Genomic DNA, 18,403 nt, shown 5'->3' with positions numbered 1-18,403 from the left:
AAATTATGCCTCTATCGTTTGTTTCTGCGGCGACTGGCTGTTCAGAATGTAATAAACGATGAGTCCAACGAACATCAAGCCTGCCATGAGAATAAAGCCGAGTCCTGGCGAGTATCGGTCGATGACAACGCCTAGTCCCGTGGCCGAGACGGTCTGCAGCAGCAAGGAAATGCCCATCCATACTGAAGTCGCTCGCCCCATATACGATTTTGAGACCGACTCCATGAGTGCAGTTGTGATCAGAATGCGCAGCGAGGAATTCGTTAGACCGATGAGTACGCTTCCGATATAAAGTAGAATAACGGTTGAATTAAAGGCAATGGCCACGAGATTCAACACAGATACAAGGAAAATAATCAGAATCGTCCCATGCTGCGTCAGCTTTCTCGCTAGTGGAGCAGCCACGAAACCGGATAGCAAGCCTCCTAATCCGTAGCACATATCCGACAGCCCGAATACGACGGAGTCTCCTCGAACCGACGTGCTGACATAACCCGGCAGTACCACATTGAACACCATTGTCGACACAAGTGGGATGATGGACACGATGCCCAATACGAATACAGAAGGCCTCTTCGCCAAGTACCCAATGCCGGCCTTAAACGATTCAAAAAATGAGGCCTCCGCTTCCTCGGCTGCCAAGGCCGAATAGGAGATCCGGCTAAGAAAGAGGCTGCTCACGAGAAAAGCGGCTGCATTCAACAACAGGATCGCTTCAAAGCCGATATATTTGTATAGGAAGCCGGATAGCCCCCCAGCCATGAACATGCCGACCTGCAGGCTGATCTCAATTAAGGAATTGCCCTGGATCAGCTCATTCTCAGGCAACAACTCCTGCACGAGGCTGCGCGAAGCCGACATGTAGAGCGCCCATCCCATGCCGTTCACCACGGCAAAGGCGTACAAATATTCGACATGGAATCCGGTTCCAAAGAAGGCGCTGGCAATCAGCAGAAGAGCGGCAGCTCTTACAACGTTCGCCCACAGCAGAATCGTCTTCCGGTTCCACTTATCGACGAACGTCCCCGCGAACGCTGATATAAGAAATCCGGCAATCACGTTAAGTGAAAGCATTAGCCCAACAGCGGTTATCGAACCCGTCCGGTCCATTAGATACCAATTGGCCCCGATCGTGCTCATGCCAACGCCGAAGCCAGATATGATGTCCGAGATAAAATAGTTTCGAAACCTGTTAGTCTTTAACACGCTAAATACCATTCGGACCTCCTAATAGAGACACGATTTGCTCACGCAGTGGCTCCAAGCCAAAACCTAAATCGGCAAGCACTTCCGCATGCGTCCCCCCATAAGTCGGCCACTGTTCTCCGCTGTCATGGGAATATACCGAGTGCTCGGGCATTAATAATGCCAGATAGGACGCGGTTCCGCCGGTTGCCCGATGCTCCTCGACGACGAGGAAACGATCGGCTAACGCTTTTAATGGCTCTACGTAAGCTTTCAAACTTTGACTATCGATGTAACATGCATGAGCGTGCGCGACATCTTCGTATTCCTCAGTTAGCGTCTTGCACAGTTCCGTTGCTTGTTCCCCGACTGAAATCAGGCACAGTCTAGCCCGGAAATCCTTTTCCCTCTCTTCCACAAGCAGGTCCTTGCAAGATATATCCGAAGAGCGCGGCATGCTATCGAACGCATCATTGCGAGATAGACGAATATAATATGGTTCCGAGGATGCAGCCGCTTCGCGGATAACTCTCCTTGTCTCCTCTTCCCCATGCGGACAGGCAATCCGGATATTTTGGAAGGACTGGATGACCGCGATGTCCTCGAGGGCATGATGCGTTGTTCCGAACCATCCGCCGGACACGCCGCCGTACGGAGCGACGAGTTTCACATTTTTCGCCATATAGCCCATCGACAGCTTCACGCTCTCCGATGCGCGCAATGCCGCGAATGCGGCGAAGGTCGAGATGAACGGGACATACCCCGCTTCAGCAAGTCCGGCCGCGATATCAACGCCCGCTAGTTCCGCGATGCCAAGATTAACAAACCGTTTCGGATGACGGATCTGAAAAGGATGGTTTTTTCCCCCTAGATCCGCCTCAAGGCAAATAATTCGTTGTTCGGTCTCCGCGAGCTTGGCGAGCTCGTCTTTGTACGCATCCCGCCCTGACAACAACGTAGTCATGATAGAGTCACCTTCCATCTTTTCGCCAGATTGGCAGGGATTTTGGCGTAATGGGCATCCGGATTTCCCTCAAGCGCGGCAACGCCTTTTCCTTTGACCGTCAGGGCTAGAACGGCAAGCGGCTTCTCGCTGTCCGGTGTGAGAGCGTTGAAGATAGCATCATGCCGGTGTCCATCAATCTCCCGAACCGCGAACCCGAACGCCTCAAAGCGCTCTCTCAGATTGCGGATCGGCGAAATATCTTCGACGTACCCGTCGTTCTGCCCGCCGTTGCAATCAACGATATAGATGAAATTCGAAAGCGACCTCGCCTGTACGATTTGAGCTGTTTCCCAGATCAAACCTTCCTGCAGCTCACCGTCCCCGCCGATCACGATGCCGAGTCCCCTGGTTCCCTGCAGCTGTTGTGCCAGAGCCCAGCCCGCTGCGTAAGCGACGCCATGCCCCAGGCTCCCCGTTGCAAAAGGGATACCCGGCAGCTTATGGTTCGGGTGCCCCGTATAGAGCGAGCCTTGCCTGCCGTAGCTCTCCGCCGGATTGGAGGGTAACTTTCCGTGAACGTACAGCGCTGCATATAGGGCCGCCGCCGCATGCCCTTTGCTTAAGATGACGGTGCTATGCTCGTCATGCCCGTATTTCGCCAAAGCTGTGACTAGCAGATCGATAGCTGATAGACTCCCTCCAATGTGGCAGCCTGTTGGCGTGGCCGCCATGTCGATGATTAGCTTCCTCGCTTCTCTCGCTAGATCGGCCAGATCGGTTGGTAACGGAATCGCAAATTCCTGCTCCCTGAACACAGATATCGACTGTTCCATCTAATCCTCCGTTCGTAGTCGGAACCATTCATTAACGGCTTCTCTCAGAATGGCTCTCGAAGATTCTACTTCCGCGTAGTGCAAATACTCGTCGTTCGTATGATCCAGGCTGGAATCGCCCGGGCCATAAGCTACCATTGGAACGGTAGACCAAGCCGACGCCAGCGTGTTCATGTCACTCGTTCCCCGCTTCTTCAAGTAGCGGATCGACTTTCCCTGCTTGGCGAAGCTTCGGACAAAAGCTTTCACCAGCGTATCCGAACGCGGATTAGCATAACCCGGAGTCGCGCGAAGCACCTCGACATTAATCGCATCACCGAAGGAAAGATCGACTTTGTCCTTATAGCCGCTGCCGGCTTCAGGCGATATTCTGAAATTTAAGATGGCGGTAACCGTGATATAACCGCGTTCGTTACTATGCTCGATATCGATTAAGGACGACAAGCTCTGCGGATCGATATCCCTCACTCTACCGCGGATGTCGGCCGCGACTTGATATAACTCGTCAATGGCGCTCACGGTATCTTTCGCCGCCGTATGCTCTTGGGCTCGCCTAATGGTTATCCGAAGCTTGAACAATCCGTAATACCCTAGAGTCAAGCTGTCATCGCCGCTCGGTTCGCCGATGATGACCGCGTCCGCCTGGTAGTGGTCCCGGATGAAGTAGGCGCCTTTGGAAGACGAGATCTCTTCCTCCACAGCGCCGATGACGAGCAGCGAACCGTTCTCTGGCACATCCGCTTCCCTCAGCATATGGACGAAATTGACGAAGCAGCCTTTGGCGTCCACGACGCCTCGTCCGGCAAGACCTTCAGCGTTCGATCGAACCGGCCACACGTAAGGCACCGTGTCGAGATGGCCCAGGAGCAGCAGCGTGTGTGGACCGGTGCCTTTGCGGAACACGATGTTGCCGGCATCGTCAACATGGCCGGTCACCAATGGATCTTGGATCTCCTCAAGCAAGAACCGGGCAAGCTCGTGTTCGTCTTGGGAAACGGAGGGTATGCGAGTAACCTTGTTCAGCAGCTCGAAGGCGGCTGGACCGCGCTCTCCTTGCCAGAACCACGTTCGGCCGCCGTGCTCCAGCGAATGCGGACCCGATATATTCACGTCGCAAATTCCGCGTTCGGCGGCCAGCCTTGCCGCTCTTACCTTCTGCTTCATGCGTCCCTGGACAGATTGGAGTTCTTCGTCCCCGTATACATCCGGAATGGTCGAGGTTTCATCTTCTAAATCCTGCAGCAGCCCCGCCGTGCCAGTCACGAAGCGCAGATGATGCGCTTCGAGTTCTACGGCAAGCTCTGCCGCCAAAACATCGGCATCGATATTAATATACGATGAGAGTTCAGGATCCCAGATTGGAGGCGTCAAGCATACAACATCGAAATGATTCAGTGCATCTTGCAGGAACGAAGAATGGCTGCCCGTATATTGTCCGAAGAATGAATCCCGGACGATCACGGTTTTCTCACCTTGAATCGCCTTGATCGGTTTCGCCTTCCTACCGAGCACAAGCCCGTTGTCGCCGCCAAGCTGCGCGAACGTGCTGAGCCCTTGTTCCTTCAATCGCTCCCGGACCGGAGCCAAAATATTCTCATAATAGGCGTCGCGGATATAGGGCAATTCCTCCGGGGAGCAATAGCGCACTTCGTCACCGGATGGCAGCGTTAGGAAGGGCATCGGCCGCGATAGGTCTTCGTATTTCCGGCGAATCGCTTCCGCTCCGCCTGCGATGAGCAGCACTTGGTTCCCTCTTCGTGAGATACGTCCAATCTCCTCGAAGATGCGAGGATAATTGACGATGGTGCTGCTGCCAAGCTTAATAACGTATAGACTGCCTCTGCTCATTATGGCCACGCTCCTTCGCCTTCTTGAGGCAGTCCTTCTTCCTCAGGGAATCCGAAATACAGATTGGCCGCCTGGATAGCTTGTCCTGCCGCTCCTTTAAGCAGGTTATCGATCGTCGCCAAGGACACGCAGTTTCTGCCTTCCACATAAGCTCCAATCTCCGCGTAATTCGTCCCGTTTACCGTCTTGATCATAGGGGTGCCGTTGCCGGCAGGGATAAAATGAAGGAACGGCTTGGACGCATATGTGCTATAGAATGCTTTTCGCACATCGACCGCGGTAACGCCCTCCTTGAGCAAGGAATATGAGGTCGCCATAATACCCCGTGGTAAATCAAGACTGTATACCGAAAATTGAAGATCGACCGTGCGTGCCAAATGGTAGGTCAGCGCCTGTTCGATCTCCGGCTTGTGCCGGTGGCCGTGAACTTTGTATGCCCGGAAGTTATTCGTGCGTTCGGCATGATGCTCGCTCGTCGACTTACCTCCACCGCTTGAGCCCGTCTTGGCGTCCGTAATAACACGTTCCTCAATCAGGTCATGCGCTACGAGGGGATACAAAGTATAGATCGTTGCCACCGCCATGCATCCCGGCAAATTCACAACCTTCTTGCTCCGGTCAATCTCGCTGAATTCGGGCACGAAATAATGCCATCCACCTTCAAAGTCATGCTTCAGCGTCTCCGGATAATAACGCTGCAACAATGCGGTGTCCTTAATCCGATAATCGCCACTCACGTTAAAGATGTAGTCCGCGTGCTCGGCAAGCTGACCGATAAGCTTCGGCAATTCACCCGTTGGCAGGCATGAGAACACCGCATCGTAATGCCCATCCAGCTCAGAGACCCGGCTGAACTTGAGTCCCCCTGGCTTCTTCCTATGGATCGAAGCCGTGTAATATTTGTCCACTGACAGGCCGGCATTGGACTCGGATGAAATAAATGTCACCTCGAAGCCGGGATGCCTACGGAGCAGCCTGTACAACTCGGCACCTGTGAACCCGCTGCCGCCTAGAATGGCTACTTTCTTCAATTGAGCCGCGCCGCTCATCCTAACCTCGCATCTCTTTCGTAGACGACTTTGAGGTCGCCGCTTCGTTCCGCGAGTTCGCGTATCTTGTCCGGGTTCGCGTCGACCTTCTTGAATGCCAAAGCGTAAGCCTGAATCCGCTCGTATTCGATCGGCGTCCGAAGCTCCCTGCAGATGGTGAGCGTGCTGCGAAGCATGTTCAACGTTACGGGGAACCGGTTCAGATCGTAGCCGAAATCTTCCCGATCCGACAGCGAGAACGGATAGCCGTTGCCAAAGCCTCTTCTGTTCTTGAACGGAAGATGGCCGGGAATCGGTACGTTCTGCCATTCTCTCGCGAAGACACCCTCCGCATGAATCAGCTGCTCTACCGCATGCTTGACCCGGTAATCCTCCAGATCTCCAAGCCCAAGCTGTTCCGGTGACAGCTTAACTCGGTACATATTGTAGCTGTGCTTATAGCCTTCCGGGACGAACGGTCCGCTGAAGAGCTTCGTCTCCTTAAGTGCATTCGTCAAATAATCGGCGTTACGCGCACGGATCGCATCGTAATAAGGCAGCCGGTCCAACTGGCTTATTCCAAACGCCGCGGCGATCCAGGACATACGATAATCGATGCCTGATTCATTCAAGAACGTGAGCGCACGCTGGTAGTCTTCCTTCTCCCGGAAGAACGCAATTCCTCCTTCACCCCCAACAGGGAAGTTCTTGTCGGCCATCAGACTCTGTCCCGCGCCATCTCCGATCGAGCCGGCTACGCGGCCGTCAATGGAGGCGGAATGGGCATGTGAAGCATCTTCGACTAGCCGCAGCGAATGTTTGTCCGCCAGTTGGCGCAAGGCATGCAGATCGGCAGGTAAGCCGTGCACATGAACGGGCATGATGGCTTTCGTCTTGCTGGTGATGGCCTGCTCCACCTTTGAAGGATCCAGGCAATACGTGACGGGATCGATATCCACGAATATCGGAATCGCTTTGGCAGCAACGACCGCTTGAGCAGTCGCGATAAATGTGAAGGCCGGTACAATGACCTCATCGCCCGGCTCCACGCCAACTCCGACAAGAGCTAAGTGCAGACTCGATGTGCCGCTGGACGTGGCGATCGCGTAGTTAGCGCCCACGTAGCTGCGGTACGCTTCCTGGAACTCCTCAACGACGCTTTCTCCGTCCTGTTGAATGGAGACAAACATTTGAATAACGTCTTCTTTGGTGATGATGGGAAAGTTAGTCCTGCGGACATCTTCGGGAATGATGGCCGGTCCTCCGTCTACAGCGAGCCCAGACCAGACCGATTCCTCATTGGGCAGATCCAGCGGTTTGCGGATAAAGTCAGTTCTCATGAGGATGAATTCCTCCTTAATAACGAAATCTTAATGCAGGCCGCCACGAGCGGGCTCAGCCTATAGTTGAATTGCACAGCGGGCTGAAGCTCTGGCTCGCTCTCCTCCTGCGTCCACATCGTCTGCAGATCGAAGGCTCCGAATATTTTGAGCCGCTCGGCCTTCTTCCAGATGAGCTCGTCATTCGACGCGACTGCAGCAACCGGGCCAAAGCCAAGTCCCGTGAAATCGAGGACAAGGACGGGCGACTGCGTACCGATGCTCCGTGCCTCTTGCTCTAACCGGTGAAGATTATGACTATCAATCACTATCTTGGAGTAAGCGATTCCCGAATAGGAATCCGCACTGAGCTGGATACCCAGCCATTTCGCAAACTTCCTTTCCTGCTCGCTGGCATGTTCGAGACGTGCGGCCATACCGTAGCCGATGTCCTGCCCCCAGAATGCTCCATGCACCGCTCCCGTAAAGCTATTAAATAGAGAAACATATTTGGTATTCGTAAGCTTGGCTATCGTCTTGGCCAGTCCTTTTAACTCTTGGTCGTTTTTTTCGATGCTCATAATGACGCCCGAGTTCAACACTCTGGACAAAACAAATGATAATGAAAAATAGTGCTCCTTCTCAATTGGAGCCGCTGGTTTCGTTATGGTGTCTCCCATCCGCTATTGTTCCTCCCCACATACTATGAATTAACCGTAAGGTTTACCTTATTTGTTCTGTCAATCTTCTCCTTCACGTACTTGGCGATATGATAGGCGACATCAACGCCATGCACCTTCCATGATTTTGCGAATTCCGGATTCTGATTCACTTCGCATACGACATAACGAAGCTGTTGGTAATCGAAAAATAAATCAGCGCCGTAAATACCTTCACCTAATACGGTGACCAAATCCCCACAAATTGCAGCAATCTCGGCGTTGATCTCGATGGGTTCAATTTCCGCGCCCAGATGCGTATTCGTCTTCCAATTTTCGGCTGATACCCGGCGAAAAGCAGCGATCGGCTTGCGCCCGACAATGACGACACGAATGTCGTAATCGCCTTTCTCCACGTATTCCTGCACGAGGACGGGAAAAGATTGGTGGCTCGGATCGATCGACTCCCTCGCGGCGATCCATCCATCTAGGCACTCCTTGCCCGTTATCCTGGCTATTCCCCGACCCCATGAGGAGGTAGCGGGCTTGATGACGCATAAATTTCCGAAGCTAGAAAGCGCGTCGTACAGCTTCGCGGGTGTGAATGCAACTTGATAACGAGGCTGAGGAATACCTTGTCTCTCAAACACAATCGCCTGATGGATTTTATTCGTGCAAATGGTGATAGCTTTGGCCGAATTTAACGTCTCAAATCCGGCAAGCTCCAGTAACTGAGCGCGGCTGAGCGCATTTTTCTGAGACAGGCACCGAATGAGGGCCTGTCCGTATGTCGAGACGTCATCTTCTCCAATGGGCAAATCCATGGAGTCCAAATTCACTTGAACACGGATGCCGAGCTGGCGAAGATGTTCTACAATAAGCTTCTCTTCTTCCCTTAGCTTCGTGACACACATTAGAATGGAGCTAGAGTTCTCCATGGATTAATACCTACTCTCCCCAAGTTTCTTCGATTTCGGGAGCCAAAGCGATGGTGACACGGCTCGCTTCAACCTGGACTTCGTGCTCCTGGCCGCAGGAGTCGCACTCCACAATTTCTCCCGTGGTTGCACGTTCTTCTACCTCAATGTCTGACTTGCATACAAGACAGCTAAGCTCTGCCATTCTTCTTGCACCTCCTATTGATTTTAAGAACATGTATTATAAAGGATTGAATCCCTTATAACTTAGTTGATAGCTTTTCCTTACAATTCCTATCAACTTAGTAAACTATTTATATTTAACAGAATACCTTAACTGGATGTTTATGGATAATAGGAGAAATCTATTTGTAAATAGAAGAAAACTAACTGGCGTTCTAATGTGAGATGAACGACTATATTTTCTCCCTGCTCGGCTACTACATGTCCTACATTTTCCGCCGCCGTCACAGCATGGGGACTTAACGAACTTTTAACATCTCCTTTCGTACAATGAAACTATCCGAATCGAAGAAGGAGGCGACAACATGAACCCCATTATTTATTGCGTAGGTGCTGTGATTGTGCTGGTTGCAGGAATTATTTATTTCGTTCGTAAGAAAAGGTCATAAAGGACATGCTCTAGACTAGTGAATTCAATCAAAGATCTATCGAACGCCTTATAGTACACATGAAGGGAGTTATTTACAATGGAGCATCAAGTAGTGCAGCAGAAGCGCAAAGGTATTCTCTGGATTGCAGTTTCTTTTCTCATATGTCCATGCCACTTGCCATTTACCCTAACTCTGGGACTCAGCTTGCTTGGGGGTTCGGCAATGGGCATAATGCTTCGGGAGCATCTTGTCCTCGCTGGCGTGGTGGTGACGCTTGTCTGGGGGGGTGGAACATGGTATGGATTCCGCAAGCTTCGTACAGCGACCTGTAGTATCCCTATTAAGAAGTCATCCAGCCTGCTAAAATAGAAATAACATTCAAATTGCTCGACAAGGGGGTGGTGATGATACGGATTTTACTGGTAGAGGATGAAGTAGATATGGCGCAGGCGCTGGCCAAGGGCTTGCGCCGGGAAGGATATGCAGTGGATATCGCAGAGGATGGCGCGGCCGGGTGGGAGATGGCGGAAGCGAATCGCTATAATCTTGTGCTGCTGGATCTTAATCTTCCTGTAATGGATGGCGTTGAGGTCTGCAAGAGACTCCGCCAATCACAACCCCGTCTTTCTATCGTCATGTTAACTGCTCGTCACGGGTCACATAACATGATCAATGGGCTTGACATAGGAGCAGACGATTATATCAGAAAGCCCTTTCATTACCACGAGTTGTTGGCCCGGATTCGCGTGCAACTTCGGCGGGAAACTCCACTTAAGGTTTCTCGCCTTGCTTATCGGGATCTGTTACTGGACTCGGCTGCTCGAACTGTCATGCAAGCGGGGAGGTACTTGCCGCTGACCCGCAAGGAATTTGCGATCTTGGAATATCTGTTATTGAACGCAGAGGCAACGATATCAGCGGAAACTTTACTTGAGCACATCTGGGATGCCCATGCCGACCCGTTTACTACGACCGTACGTGTTCATATAAATTCATTACGACGGAAGCTTGCCAGCGGAAGACTTGCCGAGCATACGGAACCCTATATCATAACGGTTCAAGGTGAGGGATATCGTCTGCATTCGGGGGCTTATGTTGAGGCGGTGTGCTTCGAATGAAGAGATACCGCCTTTCTTTGCGTACTCGATTAGCGCTCTACACCACCTCCGTTCTTATGATGTTATGTTTGATTTTTGCCGGCTTGCTTGCTATCTTTTCTCACTCCACTCCGACCTTGTCGAACATGCTGTTCAGCTTTGCTTTCACTGTAATTGCGGGGATGGTTAGCTCGTATTGGGTCTCAGGGCTTGCTTTAAGACCTGTTCGCGAAATGAGCGAAGCTGTTGCCGGAATCGATAGCCGCACCCTTCATACCCGGTTACGTTTGGAAGAATGGGAAGAAGAACTGCGCGACCTCGCCCTGTCATTCAACTCTATGCTCGATCGGTTGGAGGCTGCATTCCGTCAACAGAGCCGATTCATTGGCGATGCGTCGCACGAGTTGCGAACTCCGTTGGCCATACTGAGAACGCAGCTGGATGTGCTTGTTCTATCTCCGGATGATCCTGGAGATCGGGAAGACTTCCGACTTGCTGCGGATCGCATGTTAAGCCGTCTGGAATCGCTTGTTGAGGACTTGCTTCTTTTGTCGGACGGCAGATATGCCCCGGGAGATGACGAGACTTTCGATTTGCGGCAGTTGCTGCATGATATCATAGTGGAAATTAAACCGATCTCACGAACGCTTGGGGTTTCTATACGGCTGGATGTCCTTTTGCAACAACCTATGGACAACGTGGTCGGCAGTCGACATCTATGGTTCCATGTTTTTCATAATGTGATCGAGAATGCAGTTCGCTACAACCGACAGGGCGGTGACGTCAACATTCTTATAACTTCGGAGGCCGAGAACTTGGTAGTGCGTGTGAAGGACACGGGTATAGGCATTCGTGCTCACCAGAGAGATCTCATTTTTGAACGGTTCTATCGAGTAGAATCTTCGCGTAATCGCAACCAAGGCGGCTCAGGGCTCGGACTCTCCATCGCGAGGCATCTGGCCGAGATGATGGGTGGGCAACTGGAGCTAGAACACTCCGACGAAAACGGGAGTAGATTCAGAATAACTCTTAAATCATTTGCTAGGCGAGAACGAATATGACATTGGGGAAATCAGCACGTTACGAGGGGTTACTGATCACTTCATAGATTTACCATCAGCAAGGTCGGGTTTCCTTCGTTGATGTAGAGTGCAACTTTGCAACCAAGATTTAATTAAAAAAGCCGATCCTATAAGGAACGGCTTCTTCTACAATATGTTCATTTATTGCTGTTGAATATTAGATTTATGTATGAACACAAGCTAATTCCTTGATTCCTGTGTCATCCCAGTAACTGGCTGGCGTCTATCCGTTAACCCTAATACCGACGTTATTTTACGCAGGGTTGGGTCTAGTTTTGTAATCCAGGCCAACTGTTCTATCTTACCGATGAACCAAAGAGTTAGTACCAGACCGATCAGAGAAGCCATAACAGCAGCGGGTAACGCCCATATTGAAACTGGATGGGAGAAGTAGGGAATCAATGACACGGCTAAGATTGGAGCGGCGTTCCATCGGAATAACTTTATAAGCGAGATTGTAATAATCGCAGTGGCAAAAAATGAAACTACCCCCGTATCGATTGCATAAAATAGGCTGCCTAGTGTTGCCGCAATAATCGCACCTATTATAATCCTTCCTATATCTTTAATAGGACCTACACGGTGTATAAACAAGAAACTGAATGCGCCGAGTGTCGGAAAAAATACCATCTTTAGCGACGGAATTTGATTGGATGCGCAATATATAATTGCCAAATAGCTGCATATCACCAGTGAGCGCAGAAACATAAGAAGAGAGATCATCCTTTCTGTCTAACAAAAAGCCGAGTTAATTACTCAGCTTTTTATTCTACAGAAGGGCGGCGCTTTATGTCAACAAATTTTCACAAATACATTATGAAATCATGTTAAATGAAGTGTTTATCTTTTGTCGTATAAAATGGATTCCGTTGTCACACAATAGCCAAAACTACGCTAACGGAAAAGAGTTCAAATTAATGAAACGATTCCTATTCTCCTCCCCTCTCTACTCCATTTTAATTTTACTTACATTGGTTTCATTTGAGACCAAACTCACATTTGCCGAGCCCACACTGCCCATAGTGGCAGATCAGGGGGGTCTCTCTGTCGAAGTTTATCCTTCGGATCACCTTTTAGTAGTACGGACGAAAGACCGCAACATTAAGAAATATAGGGTCGCCGTCGGGAATCCATCCACTCCCACACCCATTGGGGAATACCAAATTGTGTATAAAGGAAAGAACTGGGGCCCTGCGTTCGGGCCGCGATGGTTGGGATTGAACGTCCCTTGGGGAACTTATGGCATACATGGGACGAACAGGCCGTATTCAATTGGGCAGCACCTCAGTCACGGTTGTATTCGTATGCGCAACAGTGACGTCATGGAATTATTCAATATGGTCCCGATCGGTACAAAGGTAACGATCTACGGTCATGTCCTGGGTGATCCTGATCATGACCCAAGAACCCTGGCGGAGGGTGACGTTGGCGGAGACGTTCAATTGATCCAATCCCGATTGAAAAGCGCTGGGTATTTTACAGGAATAAGTAATGGCAAGTTTCGCTCGGATACCACTATAGCACTCAAAAAGTTCCAAAGGGACCGCCATCTTGCGCCCAACGGAGTAGTTTCTTTCAAAGTATATGAAGAACTCGGGCTTGTTGAATAAAGTGATTATTTTTCCAAAAGCGAGGTTACGAACTTCGCCTCCGGATAGCGGCTATTTGATCCATCGATTAAAGTTCCGCCTTGATTCTTCAGATACCTACCGAAGAAATCAAGCATATAGGCATTGATCACGGAGTCCGCTCTTTCGGGCGAAATCTTTCCTGTAATACCCAGCAAATTAAATATCGGAGAAATGAACTGTACGTCGGTGAAATTCAAATGCTCCGTATTGTCGATATAGAGAAACTGCCCCCCTGAAGGAACCGTTTCGCGTATGCGTTCAAGCTCCAACTTTTTATCTTCCGTTACTTGCTCCATCCACTCTCTTGTGTTGCCCATACGTTTGAGCTCTGCCTCTGTGTAGGTATGGTTATCCATCACCAGCTTTAATCTTTCGAATTCGCTTTCCGAGTAGATGAACATAAACGGCTTTCGCAGACCCTCTCTGTCACGCAGTCGATAAAGCCCTCCATCTAGGTCGATTCCAGCCGAAATCCGCGGATCGTATGAAGCGTCATAGGCCGTCGCTCCGCCGATGGAATGACCGAATATCCCGACATGACCCAAATCAATCTTCCCTTTGAGATGACTTGGAACCTTCCCCGATTGGATGAGCTTGAATTGGTCCAGCACGAAAGACACATCGTCAGTTAAAACTTTTCCTAGCTTGTCGCGATTTCCTCTACTCGTACGGTAATCATCGTCTGGCGAGAATAAGTCGTCAGTTGTGCTGGTCGTGATACGACCGTCCGAGAACTCGGTTGCAAATGTATTGTAGGTGTGGTCAATCACGGCCACGATGTATCCGTGACTCGCGAGATTTTCGGCTTGCGATGTGTGGAGGAACCTTGAGGAACCGTTCCCCGGATTCGCAAGGATCAGCGGGTATGAAGTCTGTGCCGAATTAACTTCGGCCTCCGAATAAGCATGACTGGATACGTACTTCAGATATTGAAATGTAAACCCGGGAAGCCCATATTGCGCAGCCATATAAGGCAAGATCTTAGTATCGGGAATAAAGGCGGCATACTTGCCGGTGCCAGCTTGAGCCGGATACCATACCTGGACCATTAAGTCTCTCTTTCCATCTGCCCCTGATCCAAAAATCTCTTTCCTATTTGAATCTAGGAGATGAAAGGTTTGCGTGCCTACCTTAAATTTGCCTGTCGGTTCAGGTAGTGTGAATACTGGAAAAGCATACATGAGACCCGCTGTTACAACTAGCATGGCTGCTATAGCGACATAAGCTGAACCGGATATGAATCGGGGCATTTTAGTGGGGCCGCTTTTCTTGAAGAAGATATAACCCGAAATGGCTAGAGAAATGATCGTAATACCATAGGGGAAGACTAGCTGAATCCTGTATCCTTCCACTGTTAAGTGGATGACCATTAACATTATCGCGATCCCGCTAACAGCAAATATTGGAATACGACGTCGTCCTTTTTGTAAAAAAACTATTAATGCAAACAAGCCGATGTCTGACACAAAAAGCAGCAGTTCAAACAGCCTCATCTCAATTCTCCTTTTAAAAAACGCTATTTCAATTTGTCCTAATCTTATCCTGCTAGGCTGACCCTAGCTATCGATTTGCCTTACATCTACCTTACAAGTTTGTAATTCGATCTCGCGCAACACAAAAAAAAGCCTGAATAATCAGGCTTTCTTCATAACTATATGTAGGTAACTTTAATCCTTCGTCCTTACAGAAGTAACATTTGCAATTTTACGTAAAGAATCTTTAAACTGTGCCAATTCGGACCCCAGTGTCCCGAAGAACTCTAAATCTATGGATTCTACAATGGGTACAGCTTTGCTTATCACTTCCAACCCTTGTGAGACCATTTCAATGGAATTAGCCCTGGAATCTAATGGACTTTGCTTTCTAATTACAAGTCCATTTCTCTCAAGTGTACGGAGTATTTGCGACACTGTCATTACATCAATTTCTGACTCGCTCGAGATTTTGGCCTGCGTAATGTGTTTCTCGAATTGACTTAAATAGTTAAGCGTACAAAGCACAATAAACTGTGGATGCGTTATTCCTAAATCGCTTAATGCTGATTTTATTTTGCCATGCCATTTATTGTAAGTTCTAATAAACAGCAATCCAGTTGATTCCTCAGCATTATTCTTGAACATGGAGTTAAATTCCATTATGCTTCCACTACTTTTTTGAGTTTCCACAACACTTTAGGGAAATCCGAAGAGATTTGCGTCAGAACATTTAAGACAATCTCATTATCCTCATCAGAGCGAATGGAATGTCGTACATATAGTTGTCCATCTTCTTCCGTGATATCATGGCAAAAATAAACGGTGCCTACGTTAGGTATGGAATATTTATCGTGATAGATTTCGTTGTCAACTATCTTTGATAACACGAAGTCCATGGCGGGCATGTCCTTCAATTTCATTCGGCCAGTTGTGCCATTTTTGACTTCCCCATCAAATTGAAGCTCTTCCAAGTCTTCCTCCCACAATACACGCTTTTCCTGATTAATATAGTGCTCCCATATTGTCTCTTTTGGTGCATCTACAGCCATCTTAACGCCGATTTCCATTGTCGCCACTCCTTTATAAGTACGTTTATTATATGTATACTTATAATAGTGCAAACTCCAAGTAATGTCAATAAAAATGGCGCCGATAATCTCAGCTTCCTGGTGACGGTGGCAAAATCCAAATAAGAACAAAGGCAGCCGATCTTTTCATCAGCTGCCTTCCCGGTTTGTGTTCAAGTATAATCCAGAATAGTCAAAGCCTTGTTGCGGTGACTTAAGAACTCATCTGATACCACATTTCTTGGATACTGTAATGGAATCGAGACTATCTCTTTGATCGTACCTGGCCTTGAATCCATAATGATAATTCGATTTGCTAAATATACAGCTTCCTCAACATCATGCGTGATTAGAATAATCGTCATCTTACGATTGTTGAATATATCCAATAACGAATCTTGCATATGCTTTCTAGTAAAAGCATCCAGTGCGCCGAAGGGTTCATCTAACAGTAAAATATCAGGGTTTCGCATCAATGCTCGTGCTATAGAGACTCGCTGGCTCATTCCACCAGACAATTCCTTAGGATAGCTCTTCTCGAATCCCGTTAGTTTTACAAGTTCTATAACTTCCTTCAATCTTTGTTGAACATCTTCGTCTCTCTTATTGAGGTTTGCGCAAATATTATCTTCTACTGTCAGCCAAGGAAACAGGCGATGCTCCTGAAAGATCACCCCTTTCCCTTTCCCAGGTTCCGATATCGGCTTTCCATCAAAATTAATTTTTCCGGTATAGTCTTGATCTAAACCGGCTAGAATGCGCAATAAAGTGCTTTTCCCGCATCCGCTTGGTCCTATAATGGACACGATTTCCTGTTCTTCAATGGTGAAGTTTATGTTTGTCAGCACATTTAGTGACTCTTTCCCTTTTAGAAAACGCTTGTCTACATTTTCGATGGAAAGTATCGCCATACTCAACACTCCCTATTTTGCGTTAACACCTTGATAAGAGTCTCTCCATCGCAGCAATCTTTTCTCTAAAATATGAACAAAAGAATCTGTTATTTTCCCTACACAGGCAAAAATGATAATCCCTACAAACACCACATCGGTTTGTGAAAATTCCCGGGCATTTGAAATCATATAACCTACCCCCGTCGTAGCCCCCATTAGCTCAGCTACAATTAAGCTTAACCAAGCTGTACCCATAGACATCCGTATCCCTAATAGAATGTTTGGCATAGCGGCAGGCAGCACAACCTTTGTTATTTGCTTGCTCCTACTGAACTCCAGCACCTTACTTACCTCGATTAGTTTATAATCAACGCTCCGGATTCCTAGGAAGGTATTAATATATACTGGGAAAAAGGCTCCACTCGCGACAATGATGATTTTCGATGGCTCTCCAAATCCGAACCAAAGGATAAGCAATGGCAGTATGGCCAAATGCGGGATCATACGAAATAACTGAACAGAAGGATCTACTAGAAATTCCATAAATCTCGAATTACCAACAATAAGACCCAGAAGAATACCTGATGCCGAGCCTATGAAAAATCCTACGGCTGCTCTTATTAAACTTGTATATAAATTTTCCTGGAGAGTGCCTGACTTCACTAAATTAACAAAGGCTTCCACAATATCTATGGGTGAAGGCAGCATTTGAACGGGCAATACTTCAAAGTAGGATACAAGCTGCCAGATAGCAATCAGAAGCAGAGGTAATATAGAGCCAACTATATATTTTTTATTCATGATTCCACTCCTGTTATTGATTCTGAAGAAATCTTAAAATAGATTCATGAATCTCCATTTCATTTGCTTCTATTTGTCTCTTGTAACTTTCATAGGATCGTTGTCCTGGATAAAAGATTTCAACCGAAGGGTCGTTCGTCGGAACCTCCTGTATCCCCTTCAAGAATACTTTGACCTGTTCTGCAAAGCTTTCCACGGTATGTCCGAAGATAGTTGGATCGATAAGGTGAATCACAATCCCTCTTCTGGCATCCTCGCCTAAATTACCAATCGGCACTCTGACTAGGGCGCCAGATAGGATTTCAAGGGCTAACGCAAGGGCAAAGCCCTTGTACTTCCCAAACGGTGTCAAAGTTTTTATTTCGGCCGGTTCAGTTGTAGGAATCCCGTCCGCATCGGTTCCCCAATCACTAGGAACTTCCTCCTCCCCATTTTTTCGAGCTAAAGTAATGTGCCCCCAGGCCTTGGTTGACATCGACATATCTAATAAGAACATGGGATCTGTATAGGGAATCGCAATACCCAGCGGCGTATTATTCACTACTTTTTCTAAGGCTCCGACAGGCGCCATGACAAGGTTACCGCCATAAGCGGATACGATCGCAATAGCTCCCTTCTCCGCCGCATACTTAGCGATCAGTCCTGTACTGTTAAACCGGTACACATCGCTAATTCCAATCGTGATTGATTTGCTTACAGGCAGTTTCTCCAATGCCATATCAATCGCCTTCCTGGCAACCACATGTCCCAAATCACTGTTTCCTTGAATGTGCAAGTATGAATTCTCGAATCGCACAACCTCATAACGTCCTCTAGTCTCTAATCTAGTGAATAAGCTTTTAATAAAAGAAAGCCCATGAGATTGTCTTCCTCTCAACTCCGCTTCCAAATAATCTTCAAATGTATAGCTGGCTTCCTCTTCGCTTAAGCCATTATTAACCAAGGCCTGTACGCCAATTCTGCGTAACTGGTCTATCTTTACTGTTACGTATCCCACAGGTCCTCCTC

The 18,403-nt window shown here is 48.5% G+C and carries 19 protein-coding genes; 4 read left to right on the top strand and 15 right to left on the bottom strand.

Going from position 1 to position 18,403, the window contains the following annotated elements:
* Positions 1–3: 3 nt before the first annotated feature.
* From EJP77_RS01895 to EJP77_RS01855, 9 genes are read right to left on the bottom strand one after another with little or no spacing between them, the layout of a single operon-like run.
* On the bottom strand, positions 4–1,218 hold the full coding sequence (locus EJP77_RS01895) for an MFS transporter (RefSeq protein WP_127197492.1): 1,215 nt from the start codon (positions 1,216–1,218) through the stop codon (positions 4–6).
* Complete coding sequence (locus tag EJP77_RS01890) at positions 1,208–2,149, bottom strand: transketolase family protein (protein WP_246021617.1); 942 nt, start codon at positions 2,147–2,149, stop codon at positions 1,208–1,210. Before EJP77_RS01890 ends, EJP77_RS01895 begins: the two co-directional genes overlap by 11 nt.
* Positions 2,146–2,964, bottom strand: a complete 819-nt coding sequence (locus EJP77_RS01885; protein ID WP_127197490.1) for a 1-deoxy-D-xylulose-5-phosphate synthase N-terminal domain-containing protein — start codon at positions 2,962–2,964, stop codon at positions 2,146–2,148. Before EJP77_RS01885 ends, EJP77_RS01890 begins: the two co-directional genes overlap by 4 nt.
* Complete coding sequence (locus EJP77_RS01880; protein ID WP_127197489.1) at positions 2,965–4,812, bottom strand: M20/M25/M40 family metallo-hydrolase; 1,848 nt, start codon at positions 4,810–4,812, stop codon at positions 2,965–2,967.
* A complete protein-coding gene (argC, locus tag EJP77_RS01875; RefSeq protein ID WP_127197488.1) occupies positions 4,812–5,861 on the bottom strand; it encodes an N-acetyl-gamma-glutamyl-phosphate reductase in 1,050 nt (349 codons plus the stop codon). Before argC ends, EJP77_RS01880 begins: the two co-directional genes overlap by 1 nt.
* The gene (locus tag EJP77_RS01870; RefSeq protein ID WP_127197487.1) at positions 5,858–7,180 is read right to left on the bottom strand and encodes a DegT/DnrJ/EryC1/StrS aminotransferase family protein; all 1,323 of its coding nucleotides are present in this window, start codon (positions 7,178–7,180) and stop codon (positions 5,858–5,860) included. Before EJP77_RS01870 ends, argC begins: the two co-directional genes overlap by 4 nt.
* Positions 7,177–7,839: a degT/DnrJ/EryC1/StrS aminotransferase gene (locus tag EJP77_RS01865; RefSeq protein WP_127197486.1), complete on the bottom strand. Its 663-nt coding sequence runs from the start codon at positions 7,837–7,839 to the stop codon at positions 7,177–7,179. Before EJP77_RS01865 ends, EJP77_RS01870 begins: the two co-directional genes overlap by 4 nt.
* Positions 7,840–7,862: 23 nt before the next feature.
* Positions 7,863–8,756 carry an ATP-grasp domain-containing protein gene (locus EJP77_RS01860; protein ID WP_127197485.1) on the bottom strand — a complete coding sequence of 298 codons (894 nt, stop codon included), beginning with the start codon at positions 8,754–8,756 and terminating at the stop codon, positions 7,863–7,865.
* A 10-nt stretch (positions 8,757–8,766) separates the two neighbouring features.
* A complete protein-coding gene (locus tag EJP77_RS01855) occupies positions 8,767–8,940 on the bottom strand; it encodes a lysine biosynthesis protein LysW (protein ID WP_119598416.1) in 174 nt (57 codons plus the stop codon).
* 505 nt (positions 8,941–9,445) lie between these two features.
* Here EJP77_RS01855 and EJP77_RS01850 point away from each other — a divergent pair.
* From EJP77_RS01850 to EJP77_RS01830, 4 genes are all read left to right on the top strand, one after another.
* On the top strand, positions 9,446–9,718 hold the full coding sequence (locus EJP77_RS01850) for a hypothetical protein (protein ID WP_127197484.1): 273 nt from the start codon (positions 9,446–9,448) through the stop codon (positions 9,716–9,718).
* Positions 9,719–9,753: 35 nt separating this feature from the next.
* On the top strand, positions 9,754–10,467 hold the full coding sequence (locus tag EJP77_RS01845) for a response regulator transcription factor (protein ID WP_127197483.1): 714 nt from the start codon (positions 9,754–9,756) through the stop codon (positions 10,465–10,467).
* Positions 10,464–11,507 carry a sensor histidine kinase gene (locus EJP77_RS01840; RefSeq protein WP_127197482.1) on the top strand — a complete coding sequence of 348 codons (1,044 nt, stop codon included), beginning with the start codon at positions 10,464–10,466 and terminating at the stop codon, positions 11,505–11,507. The genes EJP77_RS01845 and EJP77_RS01840 overlap by 4 nt, the downstream gene beginning before the upstream one ends.
* Before the next feature lie 938 nt (positions 11,508–12,445).
* Positions 12,446–13,138: a L,D-transpeptidase family protein gene (locus EJP77_RS01830; protein WP_127197480.1), complete on the top strand. Its 693-nt coding sequence runs from the start codon at positions 12,446–12,448 to the stop codon at positions 13,136–13,138.
* Between the two features lie 5 nt (positions 13,139–13,143).
* Here EJP77_RS01830 and EJP77_RS01825 read toward each other — a convergent pair whose 3' ends face one another.
* The 6 genes from EJP77_RS01825 to EJP77_RS01800 form a co-directional block, all read right to left on the bottom strand.
* On the bottom strand, positions 13,144–14,652 hold the full coding sequence (locus EJP77_RS01825; RefSeq protein ID WP_127197479.1) for an alpha/beta hydrolase family protein: 1,509 nt from the start codon (positions 14,650–14,652) through the stop codon (positions 13,144–13,146).
* A 174-nt stretch (positions 14,653–14,826) separates the two neighbouring features.
* Entirely contained in the window at positions 14,827–15,279 is a 453-nt protein-coding gene (locus EJP77_RS01820) for a MarR family winged helix-turn-helix transcriptional regulator (protein WP_246021615.1), read from the bottom strand.
* Between the two features lie 14 nt (positions 15,280–15,293).
* Positions 15,294–15,701 carry an SRPBCC family protein gene (locus EJP77_RS01815; protein WP_127197477.1) on the bottom strand — a complete coding sequence of 136 codons (408 nt, stop codon included), beginning with the start codon at positions 15,699–15,701 and terminating at the stop codon, positions 15,294–15,296.
* A 173-nt stretch (positions 15,702–15,874) separates the two neighbouring features.
* Positions 15,875–16,612, bottom strand: a complete 738-nt coding sequence (locus EJP77_RS01810) for an ABC transporter ATP-binding protein (RefSeq protein ID WP_127197476.1) — start codon at positions 16,610–16,612, stop codon at positions 15,875–15,877.
* A gap of 12 nt (positions 16,613–16,624) precedes the next feature.
* A complete protein-coding gene (locus EJP77_RS01805; RefSeq protein WP_127197475.1) occupies positions 16,625–17,395 on the bottom strand; it encodes an ABC transporter permease in 771 nt (256 codons plus the stop codon).
* A gap of 13 nt (positions 17,396–17,408) precedes the next feature.
* Complete coding sequence (locus tag EJP77_RS01800) at positions 17,409–18,392, bottom strand: Ldh family oxidoreductase (protein ID WP_185897103.1); 984 nt, start codon at positions 18,390–18,392, stop codon at positions 17,409–17,411.
* Positions 18,393–18,403 lie beyond the last annotated feature (11 nt).

The organism is Paenibacillus zeisoli (assembly GCF_003994465.1).
Taxonomy (GTDB): Bacteria; Bacillota; Bacilli; order Paenibacillales; family Paenibacillaceae; genus Fontibacillus; species Fontibacillus zeisoli.
The sequence above is the reverse complement of the archived record's forward strand: the minus strand, read 5'-3'. Positions and strand labels throughout refer to the sequence as shown.

Bases quoted from the DNA above. Each gene is read 5' to 3' on its own strand.
- EJP77_RS01895 (WP_127197492.1), bottom strand. From the start codon at position 1,218: ATGGTATTTAGCGTGTTAAAGACTAACAGGTTTCGAAACTATTTTATC.
- EJP77_RS01890 (WP_246021617.1), bottom strand. From the start codon at position 2,149: ATGACTACGTTGTTGTCAGGGCGGGATGCGTACAAAGACGAGCTCGCC.
- EJP77_RS01885 (WP_127197490.1), bottom strand. From the start codon at position 2,964: ATGGAACAGTCGATATCTGTGTTCAGGGAGCAGGAATTTGCGATTCCG.
- EJP77_RS01880 (WP_127197489.1), bottom strand. From the start codon at position 4,812: ATGAGCAGAGGCAGTCTATACGTTATTAAGCTTGGCAGCAGCACCATC.
- argC (WP_127197488.1), bottom strand. From the start codon at position 5,861: ATGAGCGGCGCGGCTCAATTGAAGAAAGTAGCCATTCTAGGCGGCAGC.
- EJP77_RS01870 (WP_127197487.1), bottom strand. From the start codon at position 7,180: ATGAGAACTGACTTTATCCGCAAACCGCTGGATCTGCCCAATGAGGAA.
- EJP77_RS01865 (WP_127197486.1), bottom strand. From the start codon at position 7,839: ATGGGAGACACCATAACGAAACCAGCGGCTCCAATTGAGAAGGAGCAC.
- EJP77_RS01860 (WP_127197485.1), bottom strand. From the start codon at position 8,756: ATGGAGAACTCTAGCTCCATTCTAATGTGTGTCACGAAGCTAAGGGAA.
- EJP77_RS01855 (WP_119598416.1), bottom strand. From the start codon at position 8,940: ATGGCAGAGCTTAGCTGTCTTGTATGCAAGTCAGACATTGAGGTAGAA.
- EJP77_RS01850 (WP_127197484.1), top strand. From the start codon at position 9,446: ATGGAGCATCAAGTAGTGCAGCAGAAGCGCAAAGGTATTCTCTGGATT.
- EJP77_RS01845 (WP_127197483.1), top strand. From the start codon at position 9,754: ATGATACGGATTTTACTGGTAGAGGATGAAGTAGATATGGCGCAGGCG.
- EJP77_RS01840 (WP_127197482.1), top strand. From the start codon at position 10,464: ATGAAGAGATACCGCCTTTCTTTGCGTACTCGATTAGCGCTCTACACC.
- EJP77_RS01830 (WP_127197480.1), top strand. From the start codon at position 12,446: ATGAAACGATTCCTATTCTCCTCCCCTCTCTACTCCATTTTAATTTTA.
- EJP77_RS01825 (WP_127197479.1), bottom strand. From the start codon at position 14,652: ATGAGGCTGTTTGAACTGCTGCTTTTTGTGTCAGACATCGGCTTGTTT.
- EJP77_RS01820 (WP_246021615.1), bottom strand. From the start codon at position 15,279: ATGTTCAAGAATAATGCTGAGGAATCAACTGGATTGCTGTTTATTAGA.
- EJP77_RS01815 (WP_127197477.1), bottom strand. From the start codon at position 15,701: ATGGAAATCGGCGTTAAGATGGCTGTAGATGCACCAAAAGAGACAATA.
- EJP77_RS01810 (WP_127197476.1), bottom strand. From the start codon at position 16,612: ATGGCGATACTTTCCATCGAAAATGTAGACAAGCGTTTTCTAAAAGGG.
- EJP77_RS01805 (WP_127197475.1), bottom strand. From the start codon at position 17,395: ATGAATAAAAAATATATAGTTGGCTCTATATTACCTCTGCTTCTGATT.